The organism is Sphingomonas pruni NBRC 15498 (genome assembly GCF_001598455.1).
GTDB classification, from domain to species: Bacteria; Pseudomonadota; Alphaproteobacteria; order Sphingomonadales; family Sphingomonadaceae; genus Sphingomonas; species Sphingomonas pruni.
In genome coordinates this window covers 25490-47571 of record NZ_BCYZ01000001.1, presented here as the reverse complement: position 1 = coordinate 47571, position 22082 = coordinate 25490, and the positions used below count along the sequence as shown (strand labels likewise).

The 22082-nt window shown below is 65.4% G+C and carries 19 protein-coding genes; 8 read left to right on the top strand and 11 right to left on the bottom strand.

What is annotated here, in order from left to right; genetic code table 11:
* Window positions 1–113: 113 nt before the first annotated feature.
* Both tsf and rpsB read right to left on the bottom strand, forming a co-directional pair.
* The gene (tsf, locus tag SPR01S_RS00220) at window positions 114–1046 is read right to left on the bottom strand and encodes a translation elongation factor Ts (protein ID WP_066583215.1); all 933 of its coding nucleotides are present in this window, start codon (window positions 1044–1046) and stop codon (window positions 114–116) included.
* 87 nt (window positions 1047–1133) lie between these two features.
* Complete coding sequence (gene rpsB, locus SPR01S_RS00215) at window positions 1134–1958, bottom strand: 30S ribosomal protein S2 (protein ID WP_066583214.1); 825 nt, start codon at window positions 1956–1958, stop codon at window positions 1134–1136.
* Between the two features lie 313 nt (window positions 1959–2271).
* Between rpsB and SPR01S_RS00210 the strand changes: the two genes are divergently transcribed.
* Complete coding sequence (locus SPR01S_RS00210) at window positions 2272–2499, top strand: hypothetical protein (RefSeq protein WP_066583212.1); 228 nt, start codon at window positions 2272–2274, stop codon at window positions 2497–2499.
* Here the strand turns inward: SPR01S_RS00210 and SPR01S_RS00205 are convergent.
* Together SPR01S_RS00205 and SPR01S_RS00200 are read right to left on the bottom strand one after the other, a co-directional pair.
* On the bottom strand, window positions 2441–3256 hold the full coding sequence (locus SPR01S_RS00205; protein WP_066583210.1) for a CDP-alcohol phosphatidyltransferase family protein: 816 nt from the start codon (window positions 3254–3256) through the stop codon (window positions 2441–2443). The two genes, SPR01S_RS00210 and SPR01S_RS00205, sit on opposite strands and share 59 nt — an antisense overlap.
* Before the next feature lie 37 nt (window positions 3257–3293).
* Window positions 3294–4013 (bottom strand): phosphatidylserine decarboxylase, encoded by a 720-nt coding sequence (locus tag SPR01S_RS00200; protein WP_066583209.1) that lies wholly within the window; start codon window positions 4011–4013, stop codon window positions 3294–3296.
* Window positions 4014–4158: 145 nt separating this feature from the next.
* On the opposite strand from SPR01S_RS00200, the gene SPR01S_RS00195 reads away from it, so the two are divergent.
* Window positions 4159–5379, top strand: coding sequence for an NADP-dependent isocitrate dehydrogenase (locus SPR01S_RS00195; RefSeq protein ID WP_066583208.1), 1221 nt, complete (start codon window positions 4159–4161; stop codon window positions 5377–5379).
* A gap of 4 nt (window positions 5380–5383) precedes the next feature.
* Here SPR01S_RS00195 and SPR01S_RS00190 read toward each other — a convergent pair whose 3' ends face one another.
* Complete coding sequence (locus tag SPR01S_RS00190) at window positions 5384–6073, bottom strand: phytanoyl-CoA dioxygenase family protein (RefSeq protein WP_245661814.1); 690 nt, start codon at window positions 6071–6073, stop codon at window positions 5384–5386.
* Window positions 6070–7272 carry an FAD-dependent oxidoreductase gene (locus SPR01S_RS00185; protein WP_066583206.1) on the bottom strand — a complete coding sequence of 401 codons (1203 nt, stop codon included), beginning with the start codon at window positions 7270–7272 and terminating at the stop codon, window positions 6070–6072. The genes SPR01S_RS00190 and SPR01S_RS00185 overlap by 4 nt, the downstream gene beginning before the upstream one ends.
* 38 nt (window positions 7273–7310) lie before the next feature.
* On the opposite strand from SPR01S_RS00185, the gene SPR01S_RS00180 reads away from it, so the two are divergent.
* Window positions 7311–9068, top strand: a complete 1758-nt coding sequence (locus SPR01S_RS00180) for a cation:proton antiporter domain-containing protein (protein WP_066583202.1) — start codon at window positions 7311–7313, stop codon at window positions 9066–9068.
* 149 nt (window positions 9069–9217) lie between these two features.
* Here the strand turns inward: SPR01S_RS00180 and alaS are convergent, their stop codons facing one another.
* Entirely contained in the window at window positions 9218–11863 is a 2646-nt protein-coding gene (gene alaS, locus SPR01S_RS00175; RefSeq protein WP_066583199.1) for an alanine--tRNA ligase, read from the bottom strand.
* Between the two features lie 99 nt (window positions 11864–11962).
* Here alaS and SPR01S_RS00170 point away from each other — a divergent pair, with 99 nt between their 5' ends.
* Window positions 11963–13639: a hypothetical protein gene (locus SPR01S_RS00170; protein WP_066583194.1), complete on the top strand. Its 1677-nt coding sequence runs from the start codon at window positions 11963–11965 to the stop codon at window positions 13637–13639.
* Here SPR01S_RS00170 and SPR01S_RS00165 read toward each other — a convergent pair.
* From SPR01S_RS00165 to SPR01S_RS00150, 4 genes are read right to left on the bottom strand one after another with little or no spacing between them, the layout of a single operon-like run.
* Window positions 13636–15132, bottom strand: coding sequence for a Ppx/GppA family phosphatase (locus SPR01S_RS00165; RefSeq protein WP_066583188.1), 1497 nt, complete (start codon window positions 15130–15132; stop codon window positions 13636–13638). The two genes, SPR01S_RS00170 and SPR01S_RS00165, sit on opposite strands and share 4 nt — an antisense overlap.
* A 1-nt stretch (window position 15133) precedes the next feature.
* Window positions 15134–17305 carry an RNA degradosome polyphosphate kinase gene (locus SPR01S_RS00160; RefSeq protein ID WP_066583185.1) on the bottom strand — a complete coding sequence of 724 codons (2172 nt, stop codon included), beginning with the start codon at window positions 17303–17305 and terminating at the stop codon, window positions 15134–15136.
* Window positions 17302–17946, bottom strand: a complete 645-nt coding sequence (locus SPR01S_RS00155; RefSeq protein ID WP_066583183.1) for an HdaA/DnaA family protein — start codon at window positions 17944–17946, stop codon at window positions 17302–17304. The genes SPR01S_RS00160 and SPR01S_RS00155 overlap by 4 nt, the downstream gene beginning before the upstream one ends.
* Window positions 17943–19208, bottom strand: a complete 1266-nt coding sequence (locus SPR01S_RS00150; RefSeq protein ID WP_066583226.1) for a hypothetical protein — start codon at window positions 19206–19208, stop codon at window positions 17943–17945. The genes SPR01S_RS00155 and SPR01S_RS00150 overlap by 4 nt, the downstream gene beginning before the upstream one ends.
* Before the next feature lie 63 nt (window positions 19209–19271).
* Between SPR01S_RS00150 and purM the strand changes: the two genes are divergently transcribed.
* The 4 genes from purM (at window position 19272) to SPR01S_RS00130 (ending at window position 22078) form a co-directional block, all read left to right on the top strand.
* Complete coding sequence (purM, locus tag SPR01S_RS00145; protein ID WP_066583181.1) at window positions 19272–20378, top strand: phosphoribosylformylglycinamidine cyclo-ligase; 1107 nt, start codon at window positions 19272–19274, stop codon at window positions 20376–20378.
* 160 nt (window positions 20379–20538) lie between these two features.
* Window positions 20539–21093 (top strand): phosphoribosylglycinamide formyltransferase, encoded by a 555-nt coding sequence (gene purN / locus SPR01S_RS00140; RefSeq protein WP_066583179.1) that lies wholly within the window; start codon window positions 20539–20541, stop codon window positions 21091–21093.
* The gene (locus SPR01S_RS00135) at window positions 21090–21467 is read left to right on the top strand and encodes an MmcQ/YjbR family DNA-binding protein (RefSeq protein WP_066583178.1); all 378 of its coding nucleotides are present in this window, start codon (window positions 21090–21092) and stop codon (window positions 21465–21467) included. Before purN ends, SPR01S_RS00135 begins: the two co-directional genes overlap by 4 nt.
* Window positions 21464–22078, top strand: a complete 615-nt coding sequence (locus SPR01S_RS00130; protein WP_066583174.1) for a hypothetical protein — start codon at window positions 21464–21466, stop codon at window positions 22076–22078. The genes SPR01S_RS00135 and SPR01S_RS00130 overlap by 4 nt, the downstream gene beginning before the upstream one ends.
* Window positions 22079–22082: the final 4 nt, after the last annotated feature.

The window sequence follows — 22082 nt, the reverse complement described above, 5'->3', positions numbered from 1 at the left end:
GGGCCGGTGCGGTCTCAAAACTCGCTCTTTCGCGAGTTTTCAACAGACGCTTAGCGGATACGAAAAAGGGCCGCGCCTCGCGACGCGGCCCCTTGTTCATTCGAGTCGTCGGATCAGGCCGGCTGCGGCACGCCGGAGGCCGCCGCGACTTCCGCCGCGAAGTCCGATTCTTCCTTCTCGATGCCTTCGCCGAGCTGGAAGCGGACATAGTCCTTCAGCGTGATTGGCGAGCCGGCTTCCTTGGCAGCCGCGGCGACCACGTCGGAGATCTTGGTCTTGCCGTCCATCACGAACAGCTGGCTGACCAGGGCATTCTCCTTGCGGTACTTGGCGATCGCGCCGTCGACCATCTTGGCGACGATGTCGGCGGGCTTGCCGCTCTCGGACGCCTTTTCCTGGGCGATCGCGCGCTCGCGCTCGATCACTGCCGGGTCGAGGTCTTCCTCGTTGAGCGCCAGCGGGAAGGCCGCCGCGATGTGCATCGCCAGCTGCTTGCCGAGCGCTTCGAGCTTGTCGGCCGGAGCCTCGCTCTCGAGCGCGACGAGCACGCCGATCTTGCCGAGGCCCGGCGCCTGCGCGTTGTGGACGTAGGACACGACCGCGCCCTTCGACACTTCGAGCTTCTTGGCGCGGCGCAGCGTCTGGTTCTCGCCGATCGTCGCGATGTTGTTGGTCAGCACTTCCTCGACGGTCTTGCCGCCGAGCGGCGCCGCCTTGATCGTCGCGATGTCGTCGCCCAGCTCGAGCGCGACCGAGGTCACGTCGCGGACGAACGCCTGGAACTGGTCGTTCTTGGCGACGAAGTCGGTTTCCGAATTGACTTCGACCGCGGCGCCCTTGGTGCCGGAAACCTCGACGCCGACCAGGCCTTCGGCCGCGGTGCGGCTCGACTTCTTGGCGGCGGCCGCGAGGCCCTTGGTGCGCAGCCAATCCATTGCTGCGTCCATGTCGCCGCCGGCTTCGCCCAGCGCCTTCTTGCAGTCCATCATGCCCGCGCCGCTCTTCTCGCGCAGGTCCTTGACCATTGCTGCCGTGATCTCGGCCATGTCTTCAGTCCTTCTAGTCAGAATGTGGTTGCGGGCGAGGCGGGGCTGCGTCGCCCTACCCCGCCCGCATGACGGTTCGGCGACGGATTAGGCGTCGATCTGGCGCTCGGCCTCGGCGGCCATGTCGGCCTGCTGGGCTTCGTCACCGACGACCGGCTCCGCGTTCAGCGCTTCCTCGACCGGGGCTTCGACCTGCGCACCCAGATCGACGCCGGCATTGGCCTGACGCTGCTGGCCACCACGGGTCGCGGCGATGGCAACCGCTTCGCAATAGAGGCGGATCGCGCGCGCGGCGTCGTCATTGGCCGGAACCGGGAAAGCGATGCCGTCGGGCGAGACGTTCGAATCGAGGATCGCGACGACGGGGATACCCAGCGTGTTGGCTTCCTTGATCGCCAGCTCTTCCTTGTTGGCATCGATCACGAACATCACGTCGGGAACGCCGCCCATGTCGCGGATGCCGCCGAGCGAAAGCTCGAGCTTGTCCTTCTCGCGGGTGAGCTGCAGCACTTCCTTCTTGGTCAGGCCGTGCGTGTCGCCCGAGAGCTGCTCTTCGAGCGCCTTGAGGCGCTTGATCGAGTTGGAGATCGTCTTCCAGTTGGTGAGCATGCCGCCCAGCCAGCGGTGGTTGACGAAATGCTGACCGGCGCGACGCGCGGCGTCGGCGATCGGCTCCTGCGCCTGGCGCTTGGTGCCGACGAACAGCACCTTGCCGCCCGACGCGACCGACGAGCTGACGAATTCGAGCGCGCGCGCGAACAGCGGCACGGTCTGCGACAGGTCGATGATGTGGACGCCGTTGCGGTCGCCGAACAGATACGGCTTCATCTTCGGGTTCCAGCGGTGGGTCTGGTGGCCGAAATGCGCGCCCGTTTCGAGCAATTGCTGCATGGTGACGACAGGTGCCGCCATAGGGATAACTCCTTCCGGTTGTGCCTCTGGGAAGCGGGAACCGAGAAGTCTCGGCACCGGGTTATGATGCTTCCCATGCGGGTTTGAGGCGCGCGCCCTAGGCCAAAGTTCCGGCAAAGGCAAGTGGGTGGTACGCACGCTCGTCATGCTCACAACCGCTTATCGCGGACTTATTCATGCTATGTTCCGCTTTTTCGCTTGACGTGCGGAACATCAACAGAACATACAGCGATCATCCACAGGACGCGGAACATCTGAATCGCCCAATGGTTGGTTCAACACGGATCGCGGTCCACCCAGAGGGGAAGTCGCAATGTTTACGATCGTTGCTGTCCTGATGTTCGCCGGTGCGCTGTTCGCGGCGGGCGCGACCATTTATTCGACCGTAATTCCGGCATTGCCCAACATTCAGGCCGCGCTTGCCGGCAAGGATCGTGCATCAATCGTTCCGCCACTGCCGCCGCGTCATGCCGCGGCAACGATCAGGGTAACGGTGCGGTCGGTTTCGGCGCAGCCGACATATTGGCGCGCTGCCGCCTGATCCGCGCGTAATTGCGCGCGCTGAACGGGATCAACCCTAGATAGATAATGCAGACCCCTATCAGGGTTGGCCATGGTGCAGAGATTAGCGCCACGCCGATAGCGACGATCACTGCCAACGCCTCGAACCGGATATTCCGCCGCAACCTGAGCGACGCCCAACTGAAAGTCGCGACGCTGGAAATCATCAGCAGCGCAATGAATGCCATCCATGGCGCGACCAGCCACCATTGACGCAACCACCCGCCCAATTCGGGTAGGCCCATCTCTTCGGTGACAAACCACAGATAGAGCGGCAACATGGCGCCGATTGCCCCTGCCGGCGCGGGAATGCCGGTCAGATAGCCGGCCGCCTTGCGCGGTTGTTCGGTAGCGTCGATCTGCGCGTTGAAGCGTGCGAGCCGCATCGCGCAGAATACCGCGAACAGTAATGCGCAGATCCATCCGAACCGTGGCGCGTTAGTCAGCGACCAGAGATACAGGATCAGGGCAGGCGCGACCCCGAACGAAATCGCGTCGCTAAGCGAGTCGAGTTCCGCGCCGAACCTGCTGGTCCCGCGCAACAACCGCGCAACCTGTCCGTCCACGCCGTCTAGCACGCTCGCTATGAGGATCATCACCACTGCCATGTGCCAGTCCTGGGCGATGGCAAAGCGGACGCCGGTGAGTCCTGAACAGAGCGCGAGCGCGGTCAGCGCGTTGGGCGCGATGGTACGGAGCGGGAGTCCGGCAGGACGACGGCGGACCGGACGCCTCACTGTCCCTCAACCATTGGGAAAGCGATTGGGCACATTGTCACTGGGTGACGCCGCTCATTGTCTCGCCGCCGGTCCGGCCGATAATCGTCTCGCCCGCGATGGTGCGCTGGCCCAGGATCACCTGACAAATAGTGTCAGCCGGCAGAAACACGTCGACCCGGCTACCGAACCGGATCAGCCCGATGCGCTGACCGGGCGCGACCATGTCGCCCTCCTTGACGAAGGCGACGATCCGGCGTGCGACGAGCCCGGCGATCTGGGTAAAGCCGATCAACCGGCCGTCCTTGCCCTCGACGACGAGATGCTGGCGCTCATTCTCTTCGCTCGCCTTGTCGAGGTCGGCATTGAGGAACTTGCCGGAAATATAAACCACGCGGCGGATGATCCCCTGGATCGGCGTACGGTTCACATGGACGTCGAACACGCTCATGAAGATCGAGACGCGGATCAGCGGCGCCGTTCCCAATATATCGAGCTCGGCGGGCGGCACCACCGGCTGGATCATCGTCACCAGCCCGTCTGCGGGGGCGATCACCAGGCTGTCGTCGCGCGGCGTCACGCGGATGGGGTCGCGGAAGAAAGCGGCCACGCCCAGCGTCAGGAACGCCAGCGGCCAGAACAGGACTTTCCAGATAAGTAGCGACAGCAATGCCGCGACGGCGGCGATGATGACGTAGCGACGCCCTTCCGGGTGCATCGCGGGAAAGCGCCACTTGACGGTGGACGTGCCGATTTCCGGCGGATCGAGTGAAGGCATGGGCGCCATCTAACCGTGTTGCTTGTGCGGTACAATGCGCGGGAAGCGAGACAGTCTCCCGGAGCGGTGAGCGGGCACGGCGCTTGACCCCCCTCCCCGCTTCACCCTAGAGGCCCGACCGAAAACCCCCATCAGGAAAGCGGATATGGCGAAGATCAAGGTGAAGACGCCCGTCGTGGAGATCGACGGCGACGAAATGACGCGGATCATCTGGGAATGGATCCGTGAGCGCCTGATCAAGCCGTATCTCGACATCGATCTCGATTATTACGATCTCGGCATCGAGCATCGCGATGCGACCGACGACAAGGTGACCGTCGACAGCGCCAAGGCGATCCAGAAGTACGGCGTCGGCGTGAAATGCGCGACGATCACCCCCGACGAGCAGCGCGTCGAGGAGTTTCACCTCAAGAAGATGTGGAAGTCGCCCAATGGCACGATCCGCAATATCCTGGGCGGCGTCGTCTTCCGCGAGCCGATCGTGATCTCGAACGTCCCGCGCCTGATCCCCGGCTGGACCAAGCCGATCGTGGTCGGCCGTCACGCCTTCGGCGACCAGTATCGCGCGACCGACTTCCGCGTGCCCGGCCCGGGCAAGCTGACCATGACCTGGGTCGGCGACAATGGCGACAAGATCGAGGAGGAAGTGTTCCAATTCCCCTCATCGGGCGTCGCGATGGGCATGTACAATCTCGACGATTCGATCCGCGACTTCGCCCGCGCTTCGATGCACTACGGCTTGAACCTCAAGTGGCCGGTGTATCTGTCGACCAAGAACACCATCCTCAAGGCCTATGACGGCCGCTTCAAGGACCTGTTCCAGGAAGTGTTCGAGGCCGAGTTCGCCGACAAGTTCAAGGAAGCGAACATCACCTATGAGCACCGCCTGATCGACGACATGGTCGCCTCGGCGCTGAAGTGGAGCGGCGAGTTCGTCTGGGCCTGCAAGAATTACGACGGCGACGTCCAGTCTGACCAGGTCGCGCAGGGCTTCGGCTCGCTCGGGCTGATGACCTCGGTCCTGCTCTCGCCGGACGGCAAGACGGTCGAGGCCGAAGCGGCGCACGGCACCGTCACGCGCCACTATCGCCAGCACCAGCAGGGCAAGGCGACCTCGACCAATCCCATCGCGTCGATCTTCGCCTGGACCGGCGGCCTCAAATATCGCGGCAAGTTCGACGGCACGCCCGACGTCACGCGCTTCGCCGAGGAACTCGAAAAGGTCTGCATCGAGACCGTCGAGAGCGGCAAGATGACCAAGGACCTCGCGCTGCTGATCGGGCCGGATCAAGCGTGGATGACCACCGAGCAGTTCTTCGAGGCGGTCCGCGAGAATCTCGAAAAGCGCATGGCCGCCTGGGCGTAAGCGCCTAGATTCCTAGCCATTCCAAGCCGCCGGACAGGTGCTCGGCGGCATAATCGACCTGCAGCACCCTCCGCCGGCCCGGTTCACGCGCGGCGTCGGAGGCGTGCAGGATCGGCGTTGCATAGGCCCAGATGTCGCCGGCCTCTGCCAGGCAGCGGTGCATGCCGAGACGTTCCACTATAGCGGAAATTTCGGCTTCCCTGACCCGTCCGAGAAGGTGAGATCCTGGCGCTATTAGCAGCGGCGCATTGGCCCCGGGCACCCGATCGAGATGGATACGGATCGTCATCATCCGCTCGAGCAATTCGATCGGCGGCGCGACGTGGTGCAATCCCGCCTTGGTTGTCCACGGCCCGAAGCCCGACACCTCCGCGCGATTGCGGACGACGATCGTACGATCCTGATGCCAGCCGAGCGCCCAATTGGTGGCGGCCGACTTGTCGAACAGGATCATCCGCACCGGTCGCGTCGCAGGGCGGAGGTGCCGCGCCACCAGCGCGCCGATAGCTCCTCGCGCATTGAGTAGATTTGTCAAAGCCGGAATGCCGGTCAGGCGCAGGCCGGCATGATCGGCAGGCTGACTCTCGACCGCCTGCATGATTGCTGAAAGATACCCGGAAGCCGCACCCAGCCAAAGCTCCGCCCCGTCCCCGTCGAGGTTCAGCGCGCGACCCTCCTTAGATGCGACAATCACGCCTTTGCTTCGGGCGACCGAACATGTTCCGGGCGAAAGCCCATGCCGATCAGCCGAGCGGGAATGCGGCGCAGCAGCGGGATGCGGTCGAGCATTTTTGCCGCAAGCGGGGGGGCGTCGAGCGGTTCGCTGTTCGAGAGCAAGGGCGCGATGATCGTATCCTGCACCATCTTCTGCATCCCCTGGGTCAGCTTGACAGCGCGGATGCGACGGTCGTGGACCTTGTGGAGCAACGGATCGGGGTCGTCGCCCGCCGCCATCGGCGCGGCAAGAATATTGGCGGCGGCGACCGCATCCTGCACCGCCAGATTGATTCCGACGCCGCCGATCGGCGACATTGCGTGCGCGGCATCGCCGATCACGAGCAGACCCGGCCGGTCCCACTTCTGCAAACGATCAACCGTCACGGTGAGCAGCTTGACGTCGTCCCAACGGGTCACGCCCTGATCGACCGTCGCGGTTTCCGGTCCGATCGCGCGCACCCGATCGCGGAAGGCATCGAGTCCCTCGGCCCGGATCTTCTCGGCGCCGCCCTTGGGAAAGACGAATGCGCATTGATAATAATCGCCGCGATCGATCAGCACGAACAGGATGCCGGTATCGAACACGCCCATCGTGTCGTTCTCGGGCTGCGCGACCTTGGGGATGCGGAACCAGAAGACGTCCATCGGCGCGCCGATCTGGATGGCGGGCAAGCCGTCGCGGTGCCGTGAATCGCGCCCATCGGCGGCGATGGTCAGCCGCGCACGGATCTCCTGGCCGTCGGCCGTCCTGACCCCGATCACGCGTCCGCCCTCCTCGATCAACTCGGCACCTTCGCAGCTTTGGCGCAGGTCGAACGTGGGGTAGCGACGCGCGGCATCGGCGACGAAATCGAGAAAGTCCCATTGCGGCATCAAGGCGATGTAAGGCGCCGGAACGTTGAGATGCGTCAGGTCGACGATCTGCATGTCGCGGCCGGCAATGCGCGCGCCCAACCGTTCGACCTTCTGGTGTGGGCGCCGGAGCAATTCGTCGAGCAGGCCGAGCTCGCTGAAGACGCGCAAGGTCGATGGATGGACGGTGTCGCCGCGAAAATCGCGCAGGAAGTCCTTGTGCTTCTCCAGCACCGTGGTCTTCAGGCCGGCGCGCGCGAACAGCAATCCCGCGACCATTCCGGCCGGTCCGCCGCCGATAATACAGACATCGACATCAGTCATGACCTGACAAACTCCCTTCGGCCTGCTTTGATGCCGGCATGGCAATTGGTCTCGACAACAAGGGGTTCAGCGACGCGCTGGTGATTCTCGGTGCCGCGGGCATCGTGATCCCGGCTTTCGCACGGTTCAAGGTCAGTCCGGTGATCGGGTTCATCCTGGTCGGCATGCTGGTCGGACCGTCAGGGCTCGGGGCGCTGGTCGGGCAATACCCTTGGCTCTACCACATCACCATATCCGACGCGCACGCGATCGAGCCCTTCGCCGAGTTCGGCATAACCTTGCTGCTGTTCTCGATTGGTCTCGAACTCTCGCTCAGACGCTTGTGGGGAATGCGCGCCGCGGTGTTTGGAGTCGGTGCGGCCGAATTGCTGGGATGCGCAGCGGTCATTGGCGCCGCATTGTTCCTGGCCGGAGACAATTGGGGCGGCAGCCTCGGGCTAGGGCTAGCGCTGGCTTTGTCGTCCACCGCGCTCGTCTTGCCAATCGCCGGGACGACAAGTCCGGTCGGAAGAGCTGCCTTTGCCATGCTGCTGTTCGAGGACCTGGCGCTAGTCCCAATCATCTTCACGCTCGGCGCGATGGGCGGGCGTGGCGGCGATATCGTCAGCGTCCTTATCTGGGGAGCAATCGCGATCGCGGCGATCTTCCTGGTCGGCCGCTTCGTCCTCCCGCGGCTGTTCGCACAGGCCGCGCGGACCAAGAGCCCCGAACTGTTCCTGGCCATCTCGCTGCTGGTCGTCATCGTCGCCAGCCTCGCCACCACAGCCGCCGGCCTGTCGCCGATCGTCGGCGCGCTGCTCGCCGGCGTGCTGATCGCCGAGACCGAATATCATAGCGAGGTCGAAGTCATCACCGCGCCGTTCAAGGGCCTCGCGCTCGGCGTGTTCCTGATCACCGTCGGCATGAGCCTGAGCCTCGATACATTGATCGATCGCTGGGGCGATTTCGTGCTGGCCTTGCTCGGCGTCGTTGCGGCGAAGTCGATCGTCACCTTCGCTTTGCTCAAGCTGTCCAAGGCGCGCAACGGCGTCGCCGCCGAAACCAGCCTGTTGATGGCCAGCCCGTCGGAAACCACGCTGATCGTGCTCGGCACCGCGGCAGCGGCAGGGCTGATCGCGCAGCAGGACGCGGCGTTCTGGCAGACGGTGACGGCATTGGGTCTGACAATTACGCCGGCGCTGGCGGAGATCGGTCATGCGGTGGCGCGGCGGCTCGAAGCGCGCGAGGCGCTGGCACCCGACCTCCAGCTCGCTGAGGAAGGTCCAGGTACGGTGGTGATCGGCTTTGGCCGCGTCGGGCGGATGGTCGCGGACATGCTCCGCGAGCACGGCCAGCCCTATATCGCGGTCGAGGCCGATATCGACACGGTCAACGCGGCGCGGCGTGACGGCTACTCGGTGCTGTTCGGCGATGTCGCGCGGAGCGAACTGGTCGACCGCCTCAATCTTGGCCGGGCCAAGGCGCTGGTATTGACGATGGACGATCCGGTGCTGATGGCGCACTTGACCAAACGGGTTCGCGGCTGGGTTCCGGGCCTGACCATCCTGGCGCGCGCACGCGATGCGTCGCACGCCGCCGAGCTCTATCGCGCAGGCGTCACGGACGCCGTGCCCGAGACGCTTGAGAGCTCGCTGCAATTATCCGAAGCGGTATTGGTCGAATTGGGCGTCGCGATGGGACCAGTGATCGCCTCGATCCACGAAAAGCGCGACGAACTCCGCAAATCGATCAAGGAAGAGGCCGGAATCGATCGCGAGCCGCGGCTCCGCCGGGTGAAGAAGGTGGAGGCTTCCTAGGCGGTTGGGCCATGTCCAACGCCGCTGCGGCGACATCCAGCACTTACCCGGTAAAAGCCGGGGCCAAGTATCGGCGCGCCTGAGACGACAGGTCGCCATCGCCAATTCATCGAAGCTGGGCCCCGGCCTTCGCCGGGGAAGCGCATAAATCAGCCTGCGATCGCCGCCTTCACCGCCGCAACCGCATCTTCGCCCTTGCTGCCGTCGGGGCCGCCGCCTTGGGCCATGTCGGGGCGGCCGCCACCGCCCTGCCCGCCGAGTACTGCGACCGCTTTACGGAGCAGATCCACTGCGTTGAACCGGCTCGTCAGATCGTCGGTCACACCGACGGCGATCGAGGCGCGGCCGTCATTGACCGCGACTAATACCGCCACGCCCGAGCTGATGCGCGCCTTGGTCTCGTCGACCGCACCGCGCAGTCCCTTGGCCTCGAGCCCCTCGACCACCTGACCGACGAAATTGATGCCATCGACCTGTTCAGGGCCCGCGGGAGCGGCACCGGCACCACCGCCCAGCGCCAGCGCCTTCTTGGCTTCGGCCAGTTCGCGTTCGAGCCGGCGGCGTTCCTCGACCAACGCCGCGACGCGCGCGGGCACTTCGTCCGGCGTCGCTTTGAGCACGGCGGCGGTTTCGCGCAGCTTCTCGTCGCGGCCAGCCAGATAAGCGCGCGCCGCTTCGCCGGTCAGCGCTTCGACGCGGCGCACCCCCGACGACACCGCGCCTTCGCTGACCAGCTTGAACAGGCCAATATCGCCGGTCGCATTGACGTGCGTGCCGCCGCACAATTCGAGACTGTAGATCTTCTGCCCGTCGCGCCCCATCGACACGACGCGCACCTCGTCGCCATATTTCTCGCCGAACAGCGCCATAGCGCCTTCCTCGATCGCTTCCTCGGGCGTCATCAGCCGCGTCGAGACGGCGTCGTTCTGACGGATATAGGCGTTCACATCGGCCTCGACCTCGGCCAGCCTGGCCGGATCGATCGCGGTCGGCTGCGAGAAGTCGAACCGCAGCCGTTCGGGCGCGACCAGCGAGCCCTTCTGCGCGACATGCGTGCCCAGCCGCTCGCGCAGCGCCGCGTGCAGCAGATGCGTCGCCGAGTGATTGGCGCGGATCGCATTGCGGCGCTCGCCGTCGACCACCAGGTGCACGGCGTCGCCGATCGCGAGTTCGCCCGCCTCGATCTTCGTCCGATGCGCCCACAGCCGACCGAGATGCTTCTGCGTGTCGAACACGCGGCCTTTCAGCCCCTTGTCGTTGGTCGCGAGGCCGGCATCGCCGACCTGACCGCCGCTCTCGGCATAGAAAGGCGTCTGGTTGAGCACGATGTCGACCTCGTCACCGGTGACGACCTTTTCGACGCGCGCGCCGTCCTTGATCAAGGCGACGACCTCGCCCTCGCCCTGCTCCGAGGTGTAGCCGATGAACTCGGTGCCGCCCTTTTCCTCGACCAGATCGTACCAGAGCTCGTCCGACGCCTTTTCGCCCGATCCCTTCCAGGCGGCGCGTGCGGCGCGCTTCTGCTCGGCCATGGCTGCGTCGAAGCCTTCGCGATCGACCTGCAGGCCCTGGGCGCGCAATGCGTCCTCGGTCAGGTCATAGGGGAAGCCGTAGGTGTCGTAGAGCTTGAACGCGGTTTCGCCCGCCAGGGTCGAGCCTTTGGCCATGCCGGCCGTTGCTTCGTCGAGGAGCTTCAGCCCCTTGTCGAGCGTGCGGCGGAACTGCTTCTCTTCCTGCTGCAAAGTCGCCTCGATCAGCGGCTGCGCGCGGATCAGTTCGGGATAGGCGGCTCCCATCTCGGCGACGAGCGCCGGGACCAGCCGGTGCATCAGAGGATCCTTGGCGCCGAGCAGATGGGCGTGGCGCATCGCGCGGCGCATGATGCGGCGGAGCACATAGCCGCGCCCTTCATTGGCCGGCAGCACGCCGTCGGCGACGAGGAAACCCGACGAGCGCAGATGATCGGCGATCACGCGATGGCTCGCCATCTGCTCGCCGATCGCCTTGGTGTGGGTCAACGCTTCCGAAGCGGCGATCAGCGCCTTGAACGTGTCGGTGTCGTAATTGTCGTGGACGCCCTGCAGCACCGCGGCGACGCGTTCGAGCCCCATGCCGGTGTCGATCGACGGCTTGGGCAGGTTGCCGACGATCTCATTGGCTTCCTGCTCGAACTGCATGAACACCAGGTTCCAGATTTCGACGAAGCGATCGCCGTCCTCGTCGGGCGATCCCGGAGGGCCACCGGGAATGTGATCGCCATGGTCGAAGAAGATTTCCGAGCACGGACCGCAGGGGCCGTTGTCGCCCATCGCCCAGAAATTGTCCTTGGTCGCGATGCGGATGATCCGCTCTTCCGGCAGGCCGGCGATCTTCTTCCACAGATCGAACGCCTCATCGTCGGTATGATAGACGGTGACGGTCAGGCGATCGGCCGGAATGCCCCATTCCTTGGTCAGCAGCCCCCAGGCGAGCGTGATCGCGCGTTCCTTGAAATAGTCGCCGAACGAGAAATTGCCGAGCATCTCGAAAAACGTGTGGTGCCGCGCGGTGTAGCCGACATTGTCGAGATCGTTGTGCTTGCCGCCGGCGCGGACGCATTTCTGGCTCGACGTCGCGGTCGAATAAGGTCGCGATTCCAGGCCGGTAAACACGTTCTTGAACGGCACCATGCCCGCATTGACGAACATCAGCGTCGGGTCGTTCTGCGGCACCAAGGGCGCCGATTGCACGGCGGTGTGGCCGTTGGCGGCGAAGTAATCGAGAAAGCTGCGGCGGATGTCGTTGGTCGAGGTCATGGCCGCGACTTAGGGGACACGGGAGCGCTACTCAAGCCGATGGTGTGTGGAGGCGATTGGGGGTACGATGCGCAGGCGTTCCAATTGGGGAAATGGACGATGCGCCTCTGGCTTGTCACCTTACCGCTCCTCGCCCTAATCCCGGCATCCGTCGGCGAGGCGACGATGCGGCCGAGCACCGCCGATCTGCTCGCCGGCATATCGATCTGCGGAGACGATTTGCCGATCGGCGCGACGCCGCAGCTCTATCCTGGATACGGTAACGGCGGCTTCCCGATTACGACCGCCAATCCGCGCGCGCAGGCATTCTTCGACAATGGCATGCAGCTTGCCCATGCCTTCGCGCACAGCGCCGCGAGCGCCGCCTTCGCCGAAGCGGCCAAGCTCGATCCGAAATGCGCGATGTGCGAATGGGGTGCGGCGTGGAGCGACGGCCCGACGATCAATTTTCCGATCGGCGCGGACCAGCAGAAAGCTGCGCTCGCAAAGGTGCTGGTGGCCGAGAAGCTGCTGACGCCGCAGGCGCCGCAGCGGGAGCGCGATCTGATCGCCGCGCTCAAGCTTCGGTATGTCGATGGCGGGGGCAAGGGTGCCGGGGACCTGGCGTTCGCGAAAGCGATGGACGCGCTGACGCTGCGCTATCCGCAGGACGATGAGATCGCCACGATCGCCGCCGATGCCTGGATGATTCCGACCGCGCTTACCAGCGGCACCGCCAATCTGCCGCGCGCGGTCGCGCTGCTCGAAGGCGTCCTCAAGCGTAACCCCGACTACACCCCGGCGATCCATTTCTACATCCACGCGACCGAAATGAGCGGCTTTCCCAAGCGCGCAGAACCCTATGCCGACAAACTCGGCCGGCTCGCCCCGGCGTCGAGCCATCTTATCCATATGCCGTCGCACACTTTCTATTGGGTGGGCCGCTATCAGGACGCCGCCGACGCCAATGTCGCCGCGGTCGATCTGGGCCAAAGCGACGCGCGGATCGCGGGGCTGATCAAGCCGGGGCAGGTCTGGATGCTCCCCTATCACGGCCACAACGTCCAATATGGCGTCGGCGGCGCGCTGATCTCTGGCGACGGCAAGGCGGCGCTGGCGCTGGCCGACCCCCTGATCGCGGCCACCGCCAGCCTGCCCGACCCCAACAATCTGTTCATCCAGATGGGCGTCGGCACCGCCTATTTCGCGGAAGGACGCTTCGCCGACCCGGCCAAGGTGCTGGCGATGGCCGATCCCGGCGAGAAGCAGCCCTATATCCGGCAATATTGGCAGTACGCGCGCGGCGAGGCGCAGGCCCGGCTGGGCAATGCCGCAGGAGTCCGTGCCGAACGCGCGAAGATCAGCCTGCCGCCGCTTCCCGCCAAGCCGGACGACCTCGCCAATCAATCGCGTCAGCTCGTGCGGATCGCGCAACTCGTGCTCGATGGCCGCGCGGCGATGATTGACAAGCGGCCGGAGTTGGCCGCGCGCGCCTATCTCGCCGCCGCGAAACTCGACGAGGCGAGATTGATGAAGACGCTCAGTGATCCCCCGGCCTGGTGGTACCCGGTGCGCCGCAGCTACGCTGCCGCCTTGCTCGCGCAGGGCAAGGCGCGTGCGGCGATACGGCAGGCGACGCGCGTCCTGGCGCGGAGATCAAACGACCCGGTTGCGCTATCCATTCGGGCGGATGCCGAAGAGGCGCTGGGCATGAAGGATGCGGCGGCGGCGGATCGGGCGGCGGCACTGCGCGGTTGGCGCGGCGACAAGACGGAGTTGACGCCCACGCTGGCCTAGCTGGTGAGCAGCGGCGTACGGTCGCATATGGCGGCAAGCGCCGCGTGGCGCTTCTGCACCGCTTCGCCGTAGAGCGCGACGTCGCCAGGTGCGAGATGCAGGGTCAGCGCCGATCCGTCCTCGCCCAGTTTCGATCGCTCCAGCGGGCCGGCGACACCTCCCGACAAGCGCTGCCCGAGGCGCATCGCCAATCCCCATTGCGCCGCGCGTTTGAGGTCTTGCGCCGGCGCCAGCACGTTGAGCGGCTCGGGCGTCCCGGCGCCTCCACCCAGCGACGTCCACAGCGCCTGCGCGATCAGCGCGCGGCCGCGCCCGTCGATCGCCACCCAATTGCCGTGCAACGCGATCTCGACGCCGCGTTCGGCCCTGAATTCGGGATTGGCGTGCCAGCCGACATCGGCAAGCAGACTGGCGGCGCGACGCAACCGCTCCATTGCCGGCGCGTCCTGAAACAGCGGCGAAATCCAGCGATCGAGCAGGTCGCCATGTTCGGGGAAACGGCCGAGCCGCCGCCCCTCCTCGCGCGTCGCGACGATCAGCGGATCCTGCAGGCGCGTTTCTGCGTCGAGCGCTTCGTAGAGCAATCCTTCGCGAAGCCCGAAGCTGGAGACGATCGTGCGATCGCTCTTGAGGTGGCGAAGCAATGCCGCGAGCAGCGCCGCCGCGTCGTTGAGCATGGGCGCCCGCTGCGACGAGATTCCGGGTACGGTTTTCAGCGTGCCCTTGCCGCTATGGCTGACGCTACGCACCAGCCTACCGATCGTGGCGGGCGACATCGCATATTGCTGGATGATGGGCAGCGGATATTGCCGCAGGTTCATGTCGAGCCGCGCGAGGCTGCGCCATGACCCGCCGACCAGATAGAGCGGCAGGCCCTTGCCCTTGCCGGACCAGCCGGCCTGATCGACCAGCTTGGCGACGCGGCGATCGATCGTTCCCTTGCCCTTCGCCCGCAGTGCCGCGACGCGCAGCACGCCGAGCGGGAACGACACGCGGTCGCGAACCTCTCCTTTCTTGACGCGTACGAGCTCGAGACTGCCGCCGCCAAGATCGCCGACGATACCATCGGCATCGGGAATCGCGGAGAGCACGCCCATTCCCGCGGCGGTGGCTTCCTGTTCGCCCGACAGCAATTCGACCGGCAGTCCAATCCGCGCCGCGGCGTCGAGCAGCACGTGTCCGTTGACCGCATCGCGCACCGCGGCGGTCGCGACCGTCCGCAGGCTCTCCACTTCCATTTCGCGGGCGAGCGCCGCGAACCGTTCGAGCGCCTCGATCGCGAGCTCCAACGCTTCCGGCGCCAACTGGCCCGTTTCGGCAAGCCCGCGCCCCAGCCCTGCCATGACCTTTTCGTTGAACAGCGTCGCCGGCAGCCGCGCTGGCCCCTGGTAGACCACAAGCCGGATCGAGTTCGATCCGATATCGATGATGCCCGCCCGGGGCGGCGAGGTGGCCGATTCGGGCCTCTGTTTGCGGAACAGGAGGGTCGCCACGCTAGCGGCGCCGCGTCAGCGACAATTTCGGTACCGCGCCCCCCTCGAGTGCGGCGCCCCGGCCGGACAAGGACGGGTTGGTCATGAAATAGCGGTGCAGGTTGAACGGCCGCGGACCCGGCTCGATGCGGTCATAGGTCCCGTCGGCGTGGAGCACCCAGCTCTGCTCGGTGTCGATCAGATTCGCTACCATCACCTGATCGAGAATCTGATCGTGCACGGTCGGGTTCAGGATCGGCAACATATATTCGACCCGGCGGTCGAAATTGCGCGGCATCCAGTCGGCCGATGAGATGAATATCTTGGCGCCGTCATTGGGCAGCGCCTTGCCGTTGCCGAAACACCAGATCCGGCTGTGTTCGAGGAAGCGCCCGATCACCGACTTGACCCGGATATTCTCCGACATGCCGGGTACGCCGGGCCGCAAGCAGCAGATGCCGCGAATGATCAGATCGATTTCAACGCCGGCATTGGACGCTTCGTACAATTTCTCGATGATCGCCGGATCGACGACCGAGTTCATCTTGGCCCAGATCGCGCCCGGCCGTCCCTCATTGGCATTGGCGATCTCGGCATCGATCAGGGCGGTCAGGCGCGTACGCATGTCGCGCGGCGAGATGCCGACCAGTTTCAGCGTCGGTTCGACATAACCGGTGACGTAGTTGAAGATCTGCGCGGCGTCCCGACCGATATCCGGATCGGCGGTGAAGAAGCTGAGGTCGGTATAGATGCGCGCCGTGACCGGATGGTAATTGCCGGTGCCGAAATGGCAGTAGGTGCGATATTCGCCGCCCTCGCGCCGCACCACCATCGAGACCTTGGCGTGGGTCTTCCAGTCGAAAAAGCCATAGACGACCTGGACGCCGGCGCGTTCGAGCGCGGAGGCCCAGAGCAGGTTCTGCTCCTCGTCGAACCGCGCCTTGAGTTCGACCACTGCCGTCACCGACTTGCCCGATTCGGCCGCGGCAATCAGCGCGTTGATCACCGCCGATTGCTTGCCGGCGCGATAGAGCGTCTGCTTGATCGCGACGACGTCGGGATCGGCCGCCGCTTGCTTCAGGAATTCGATCACCACTTCGAACGTCTCGTACGGGTGATGGACGACGATATCCTTGGCCTTGATCGCCGCGAAACAATCGCCGCCGAACTCGCGGATACGTTCGGGAAAGCGCGGGCTGAACGGCACGAACTTCAGATCCGGGCGATTCTCGTCGATAATCGCTTCGAGGTCGTGGACGCCCAGGAAGGCGCCGCTTTCGGTGACGAAGGCATCGCCCCCGGCCAGTTCCTCGCGCAGCACCACGCCCAGCGCTTCGGGCATGCCCGATTCGAGTTCGAGCCGGATCACCCGGCCGCGCCGCCGCCGCTTGATCGCATTGGCGAAATAGCGGACCAGATCCTCCGCCTCTTCCTCGATCTCGATATCGCTGTCGCGCAACACGCGGAATTCGGCGGCACCGTTCACCGCGTAACCGGGGAAGATCAGGGTCGAGAAGCGCTTCACCAGCGATTCCACCGCGACGTAGCGCGCCGGCTCGCCCGGCAGTCGGACGAACCGCGCCATCGCAGCCGGCAGCATGAGCAGTTCGCGGATCATCTCGCCGTCCGACGCACGCGTCAGGTCGAAGATCACCGCCAGCCCCTTATTGGGCATGAACGGAAACGGATGCGCGGGATCGAGCGCCTGGGGAGTCAGGATCGGGAAAATCTGTTCGCGGAAATGGTTTTCGAGCCACGCCGCCTCGTCCGCGGTGACGGCTTCGTCGATCTGGCGCGATCCGAGCACGTGGATTCCCGCCTCGGCCAGTTGATGACGCAAGTCACGCCAGACATTGCGCTGATCCTCGACCAGCGCATCGGCGCCGGCGACGATCGCGGCGAGTTGCTCGCGCGTGGTCAGGCCATCGGGCGAACGGCGTTCGACTTCCTGCTTCTGCTGGCCCATCAACCCAGCGACGCGGACCATGAAGAATTCGTCGAGATTGGAACCCGAGATCGACAGGAACCGCACGCGTTCGAGCAGCGGGTGGGCGGTGTTACACGCTTCTTCGAGGACCCGTCGATTGAACGCCAGCCAGGAGAGTTCGCGGTTGAAATAGCGCTCGCCGCTCTCCCCGCTTTCGAACGGATCGTCATCATTGGCGAGGCGTGCGATATGGGCGGGGCGAGTCATTGTTCACCTTGTTGGGTGGTATCGGCTGCGGACGGCCGGGCGATGATTCCCGCCTCGGCCAGTGTGGCCCTTGCCAGCGGGATCGACAAGCGCTTGCGGCGTTCGAGCACTTCCTGATCGAGCACGTCGACGACACGTTCCACCGCAATGAAACTGCGTTCGAGCCGCGCGATCAGCCACTGGATCAGGTCCGGGCGCGCATCGAGCCCGCGACGCAGGAACTGGCGTTCGAGCAGCGCCTGCATCAGCGCGTCGTCGGGGGGGCCGATCTCCGCGATCGGGCTGGCGGCAAGCCGCGAGCGCAGATCGGGGATGCCCACTTTCCAGGCCGGTGGCGCGGCATTGGCGACGAACAATTGCGGACGACGCGCTGCCTGGGCGTCGTTCCAGGCGTGGAACAGCTCCTTTTCGGGCCGCAAATCGGCGTCGTCGACGATCCTGCCGCCGCTCCGGCTAGCGAATACGCGCGCCAGCAGGCTGCGCCCGGATTTGCGCGGACCGACCAGCAAGGCGGTCATCACCGGCCAAGTCCCCCAATGTTCGAGCTGATGGAAGGCATGGGCATTGGACGGAGTGACGAGGAACTCGTCATCGCCCGGTCCGGGCGGCCAAGCCAGCGGCAGGCCGAACTGCTGGCTCATCCGGTCGGTCGGTCGTCCGACGGGACCGACGGCGGAGGCAACGATGGCCGCCGGATCCGGAGCGTCGCGCCGCTACGGCCGACCTGGAAACCCCGCGCTTCGAGCGCCGACGCCAGCGCCGCCGGATCGCCGCTATAGTTGAGCCGCATCACCGACACCCCGCCGATCGCCATGCTGGTGGTGTTGGCGCCGCTGACGCCCGGCACGCCGCGGACCGCGCCCTCGATTGCAGAGACCGACGCGGCGCTCGGCGTATCGAACTGGAGGGTGATCGCAGCGCCGCTCGTGACCGCAGTCGTGGCGTCGGCGGTCGTCGCCTCACCGGTCGGCGTGTCGGTCGGTGTTGGCGTTGCCGTCGGCGTCGCCTGGGGCGGCGGAATATAGGCAAGGCTGGGGTCGACGCCGAGCGCGCCGTTGCGCAGTCCATCCTGATAGATCGTGTCGATCCGCTTCACGCCGGCGTCGAGCAAAGCCGGCACGCCGGCCTCGCTGTCGACGCGCAACGCGAATCGCGCCATCAAATCGTTGTCGGGGCCGTGCCGCGCCTCGAACACGCCGACGACGGGGCCGCCCGGCCATTGGCGATAGAGCGTGACCGACGGCACCAGCACGTCGGCGGCGGCATATTGGTCGAGCACGCTGCGCCACCAGCCGCGATCGCGCCGGCCCGCCTGGCCCTCATTGACCAGAAGCGAATCGGCGCCGACGCCGGTCGGGCGAATGTAGTCGACCGAGCTGTCTCCGGCGCGGAACCGCTGCCAAGCATCGGCCCAGGCCGTCTTCTGCTCGAACGCGACCGCGCTGCCGCCGGACCATTGGACCGGGATGACCAACATCGGTGCTGATCGCGAAATATCGCCGACCGCGCCCATCAATCCGCCCAGCCGCGCCCGGCTGAACAGCACGCCCAGTTTGGCGATGTAGCGATTGGGCCCGATCTGCTCGTTCTGGATGACAATGCCGGTCACCATCGAATCGAGCACGCTGTCCGCCGGTACGCCGCCGCCGCCGAATTTCGACGACAACATCTGATAGGCCTTGCGCTGGGCAAGTCGCCACCCGGCGATCCGCGCGGATTCGGCATCGGGGCCACTGACGTCGACATCGACATTGTCGACCTGATAGCTGCCCGACGCGTCGATCGGCTCATTCATGTCGATCTTGTCGCCGCTATCGTCTTGCGCGGCGACCATTCCGGCGCCCCCGGCAAGAGCAAGGGCCGCGGCTAAAGCGGAGGCATGGAAGAAACGGCTGCGGCGCATGTCGGCGCCCTTTTGGCGAAGCAGACGTGGAAATCCAAGCGTGTTGTCGCTAGTCGCGTCCATATGAGCGAAGATCAGCGCCGCAACAGCCCCTATACCTACGCCGATGCCGGCGTCTCGATCGCCGCGGGAAACGCGCTGGTCCGCGCCATCGGGCCGCTCGCCAAGGCGACGCGCCGGCCCGGTGCCGACGCCGATCTCGGGGGATTCGGCGGGTTCTTCGATCTCAAGGCGGCGGGATTCAACGACCCGTTGCTAGTCGCCGCGAATGACGGCGTCGGCACCAAGCTCAAGCTCGCGATCGACAGCGGGCGACACGACGGCGTCGGTATCGACCTGGTCGCGATGTGCGCCAACGACCTGATCGTCCAGGGCGCCGAGCCCCTGTTCTTCCTTGATTATTATGCGACCGGAAAGCTCGACAACGCGATCGCCGAGCGCGTGGTGGCGGGCATTGCCGAGGGCTGCCGTATCGCCGGCTGCGCATTGATCGGCGGCGAGACCGCGGAAATGCCCGGCATGTATGCCGTTGGCGATTACGACCTCGCCGGATTCTGCGTCGGCGCGGTCGAGCGCGACCGCGTGCTGACCGGTAAGGACATAGCGGCCGGGGACGTGATCCTCGGGCTCGCTTCGTCGGGCGTTCATTCCAACGGCTATTCGCTGGTCAGGCGATTGGCGGCCGACAAGAGCTGGAAGCTCGACCGCCCTGCCCTGTTCGATGCCGACACGCTGTTGATCGACGCGCTGATGGCGCCGACGCGCATCTATGTGAAGAGTTTGCTGCCGCTGATCGCCGAGGGCCGAATCAAGGGATTGGCGCACATCACCGGCGGCGGCCTGCTCGAGAACATTCCGCGTGTGCTGCCCGATGGCGCGCATGCGCGGATCGACGCCGACGGCTGGGATCAACCGCGCCTCATGGCGTTTCTGCAGGCGCAGGGCGCAATCGAGCCCGAGGAAATGGCGCGCACGTTCAATTGCGGGGTCGGGATGGCTGTCGTAGTCGCCGCGGGCGAGGCCAAAGCGGTGAGGGCCGCGCTGGCGGCAGCGGGTGAGACGGTGCTAACGATCGGAACGATCGAGACCGGGCAGCGAGGCTGTACTGTTCAGGGCTCGGCCGGCACCTGGAGCGCCCGCGCCGACTGGACGGCGACGCACAACGCGTGACTGACTCTGTTCCCGATCTTTTGCACGCTTCCCCGGCGAAGGCCGGGGCCCAGCTTCGGCGTCCTGAGTTGGAGAGGACATCGCTCTCTAGCGGGCAACAGTGGAACTGGGCCCCGGCCTTCGCCGGGGAAGCGTCGGTTTTTTGGGGTCGGGTTCATTGATGAAAAAAGTCGGTATCCTGATCTCCGGCCGCGGCTCGAACATGATGTCGATCGTCGAGCACGCGGCCGATGCTTATGAAGTCGTGGTGGTCGCGTCGGACAAGCCCGAGGCGCCCGGTCTCACCTGGGCGCGCCAGCACGGTATCCCGACCTTCGCGCTGTCGCCCAAGGGCATCGGCAAGCTCGCTTATGAAGCCGCCATTTCCGCGGCGCTCCGCGAAGCGGGCGTCGAGATCGTCGCCCTTGCCGGCTATATGCGGTTGCTCTCGAACGAGTTCGTCGCCGAATGGCGTGGGCGCATCATCAACATCCATCCGTCGCTGCTGCCCAAATATAAGGGCCTCGATACGCATGCGCGCGCGATTGCGGCTGGCGACCTGGAAGCGGGATGCTCGGTGCATATCGTGACCGAGGAGCTCGATGCCGGCGAAGTGCTGGGACAAGCGCGCGTGCCGATCCTGCCCGATGACGATGCCGAGACGTTGGCCACTCGGGTCCTGGCGGAAGAGCATCGCCTTTATCCGCGGATTCTGGCAGATTTCGCGGCGCGATGAGTCCCGATCCCGACGCCGACCTGAAGCGGATCCGCGCGATCTGCATGACCTTTCCTGAGGCGGCCGAGAAGCTGTCGCACGGATCGCCGGCCTTTTTCATCGAGAAGGGCAAGGTCTACGCCTATTTCTGGCACAACCATCACGGCGACGGACACACCGCCGCCTTGGTCAAGACCAGCGGGCGTGAAGAGCAGGCGATGCTCGTCGAGATGGACCCCGATTTCTATCACGTACCGCCCTATCTCGGCCCGTCGGGCTGGGTCGGGATGGAATTGAACGGCGACGCAACCGATTGGCAACGCGTCGAGGACAGGATCGCGATGAGCTGGGAAATGGTGGCGCCGCGCCGCCTTCTGGAGGCCGGCGGACGATGACCGAATCCGCTCCCCCACCTCCGCCTTCCGAAACTCCCGCCGAACGCGCCGAAAAGGCGGCGATCCGGCGGCGCTGGATTTCGCTGGCCGAATGGGTCGGCATCGCCGCCTTGCTGATATCGGCCGCCGGCTTGTGGATGAGCTGGTCCGATCGCAAGGCCGATCAGGCCGAACGCGCGACCGAGAGCAAGGAGAAATCGCTCGTCGCCTTCACCGCCTCGCGCAGCGGCAGCCACGTGCTGACGCTCAACGATCCCGATCACCGCATTCAGGAGATCGATGTCACCTTCCCGCCAGCGTTAGGCGTCGATACGCAAACAGGGCTGACCAGCCCGCAGATCGACGCGAATTGGTTCGAACGCGCCTTGCTCAAGGTCACCGACAAAGGCGCTGACAATCGCGAAGGCCGCCTCCCTGTGCTTATCACCGCGACCTGGTGGGACGGCGACACGAAGAAGACCGACCGGGCGATCTATCAGGTCCGGTGGAAAACAGCCGGGCGCTTACTCGGCGGCCGCAAGCTCGAACTCGAAGGCGCCAGCCTGGCGGAACGCGGCGGGAGTCCGGCGCGGCTCGATGCTCTATGGACGAAGGAAAAACCGGCGGAATAATAAG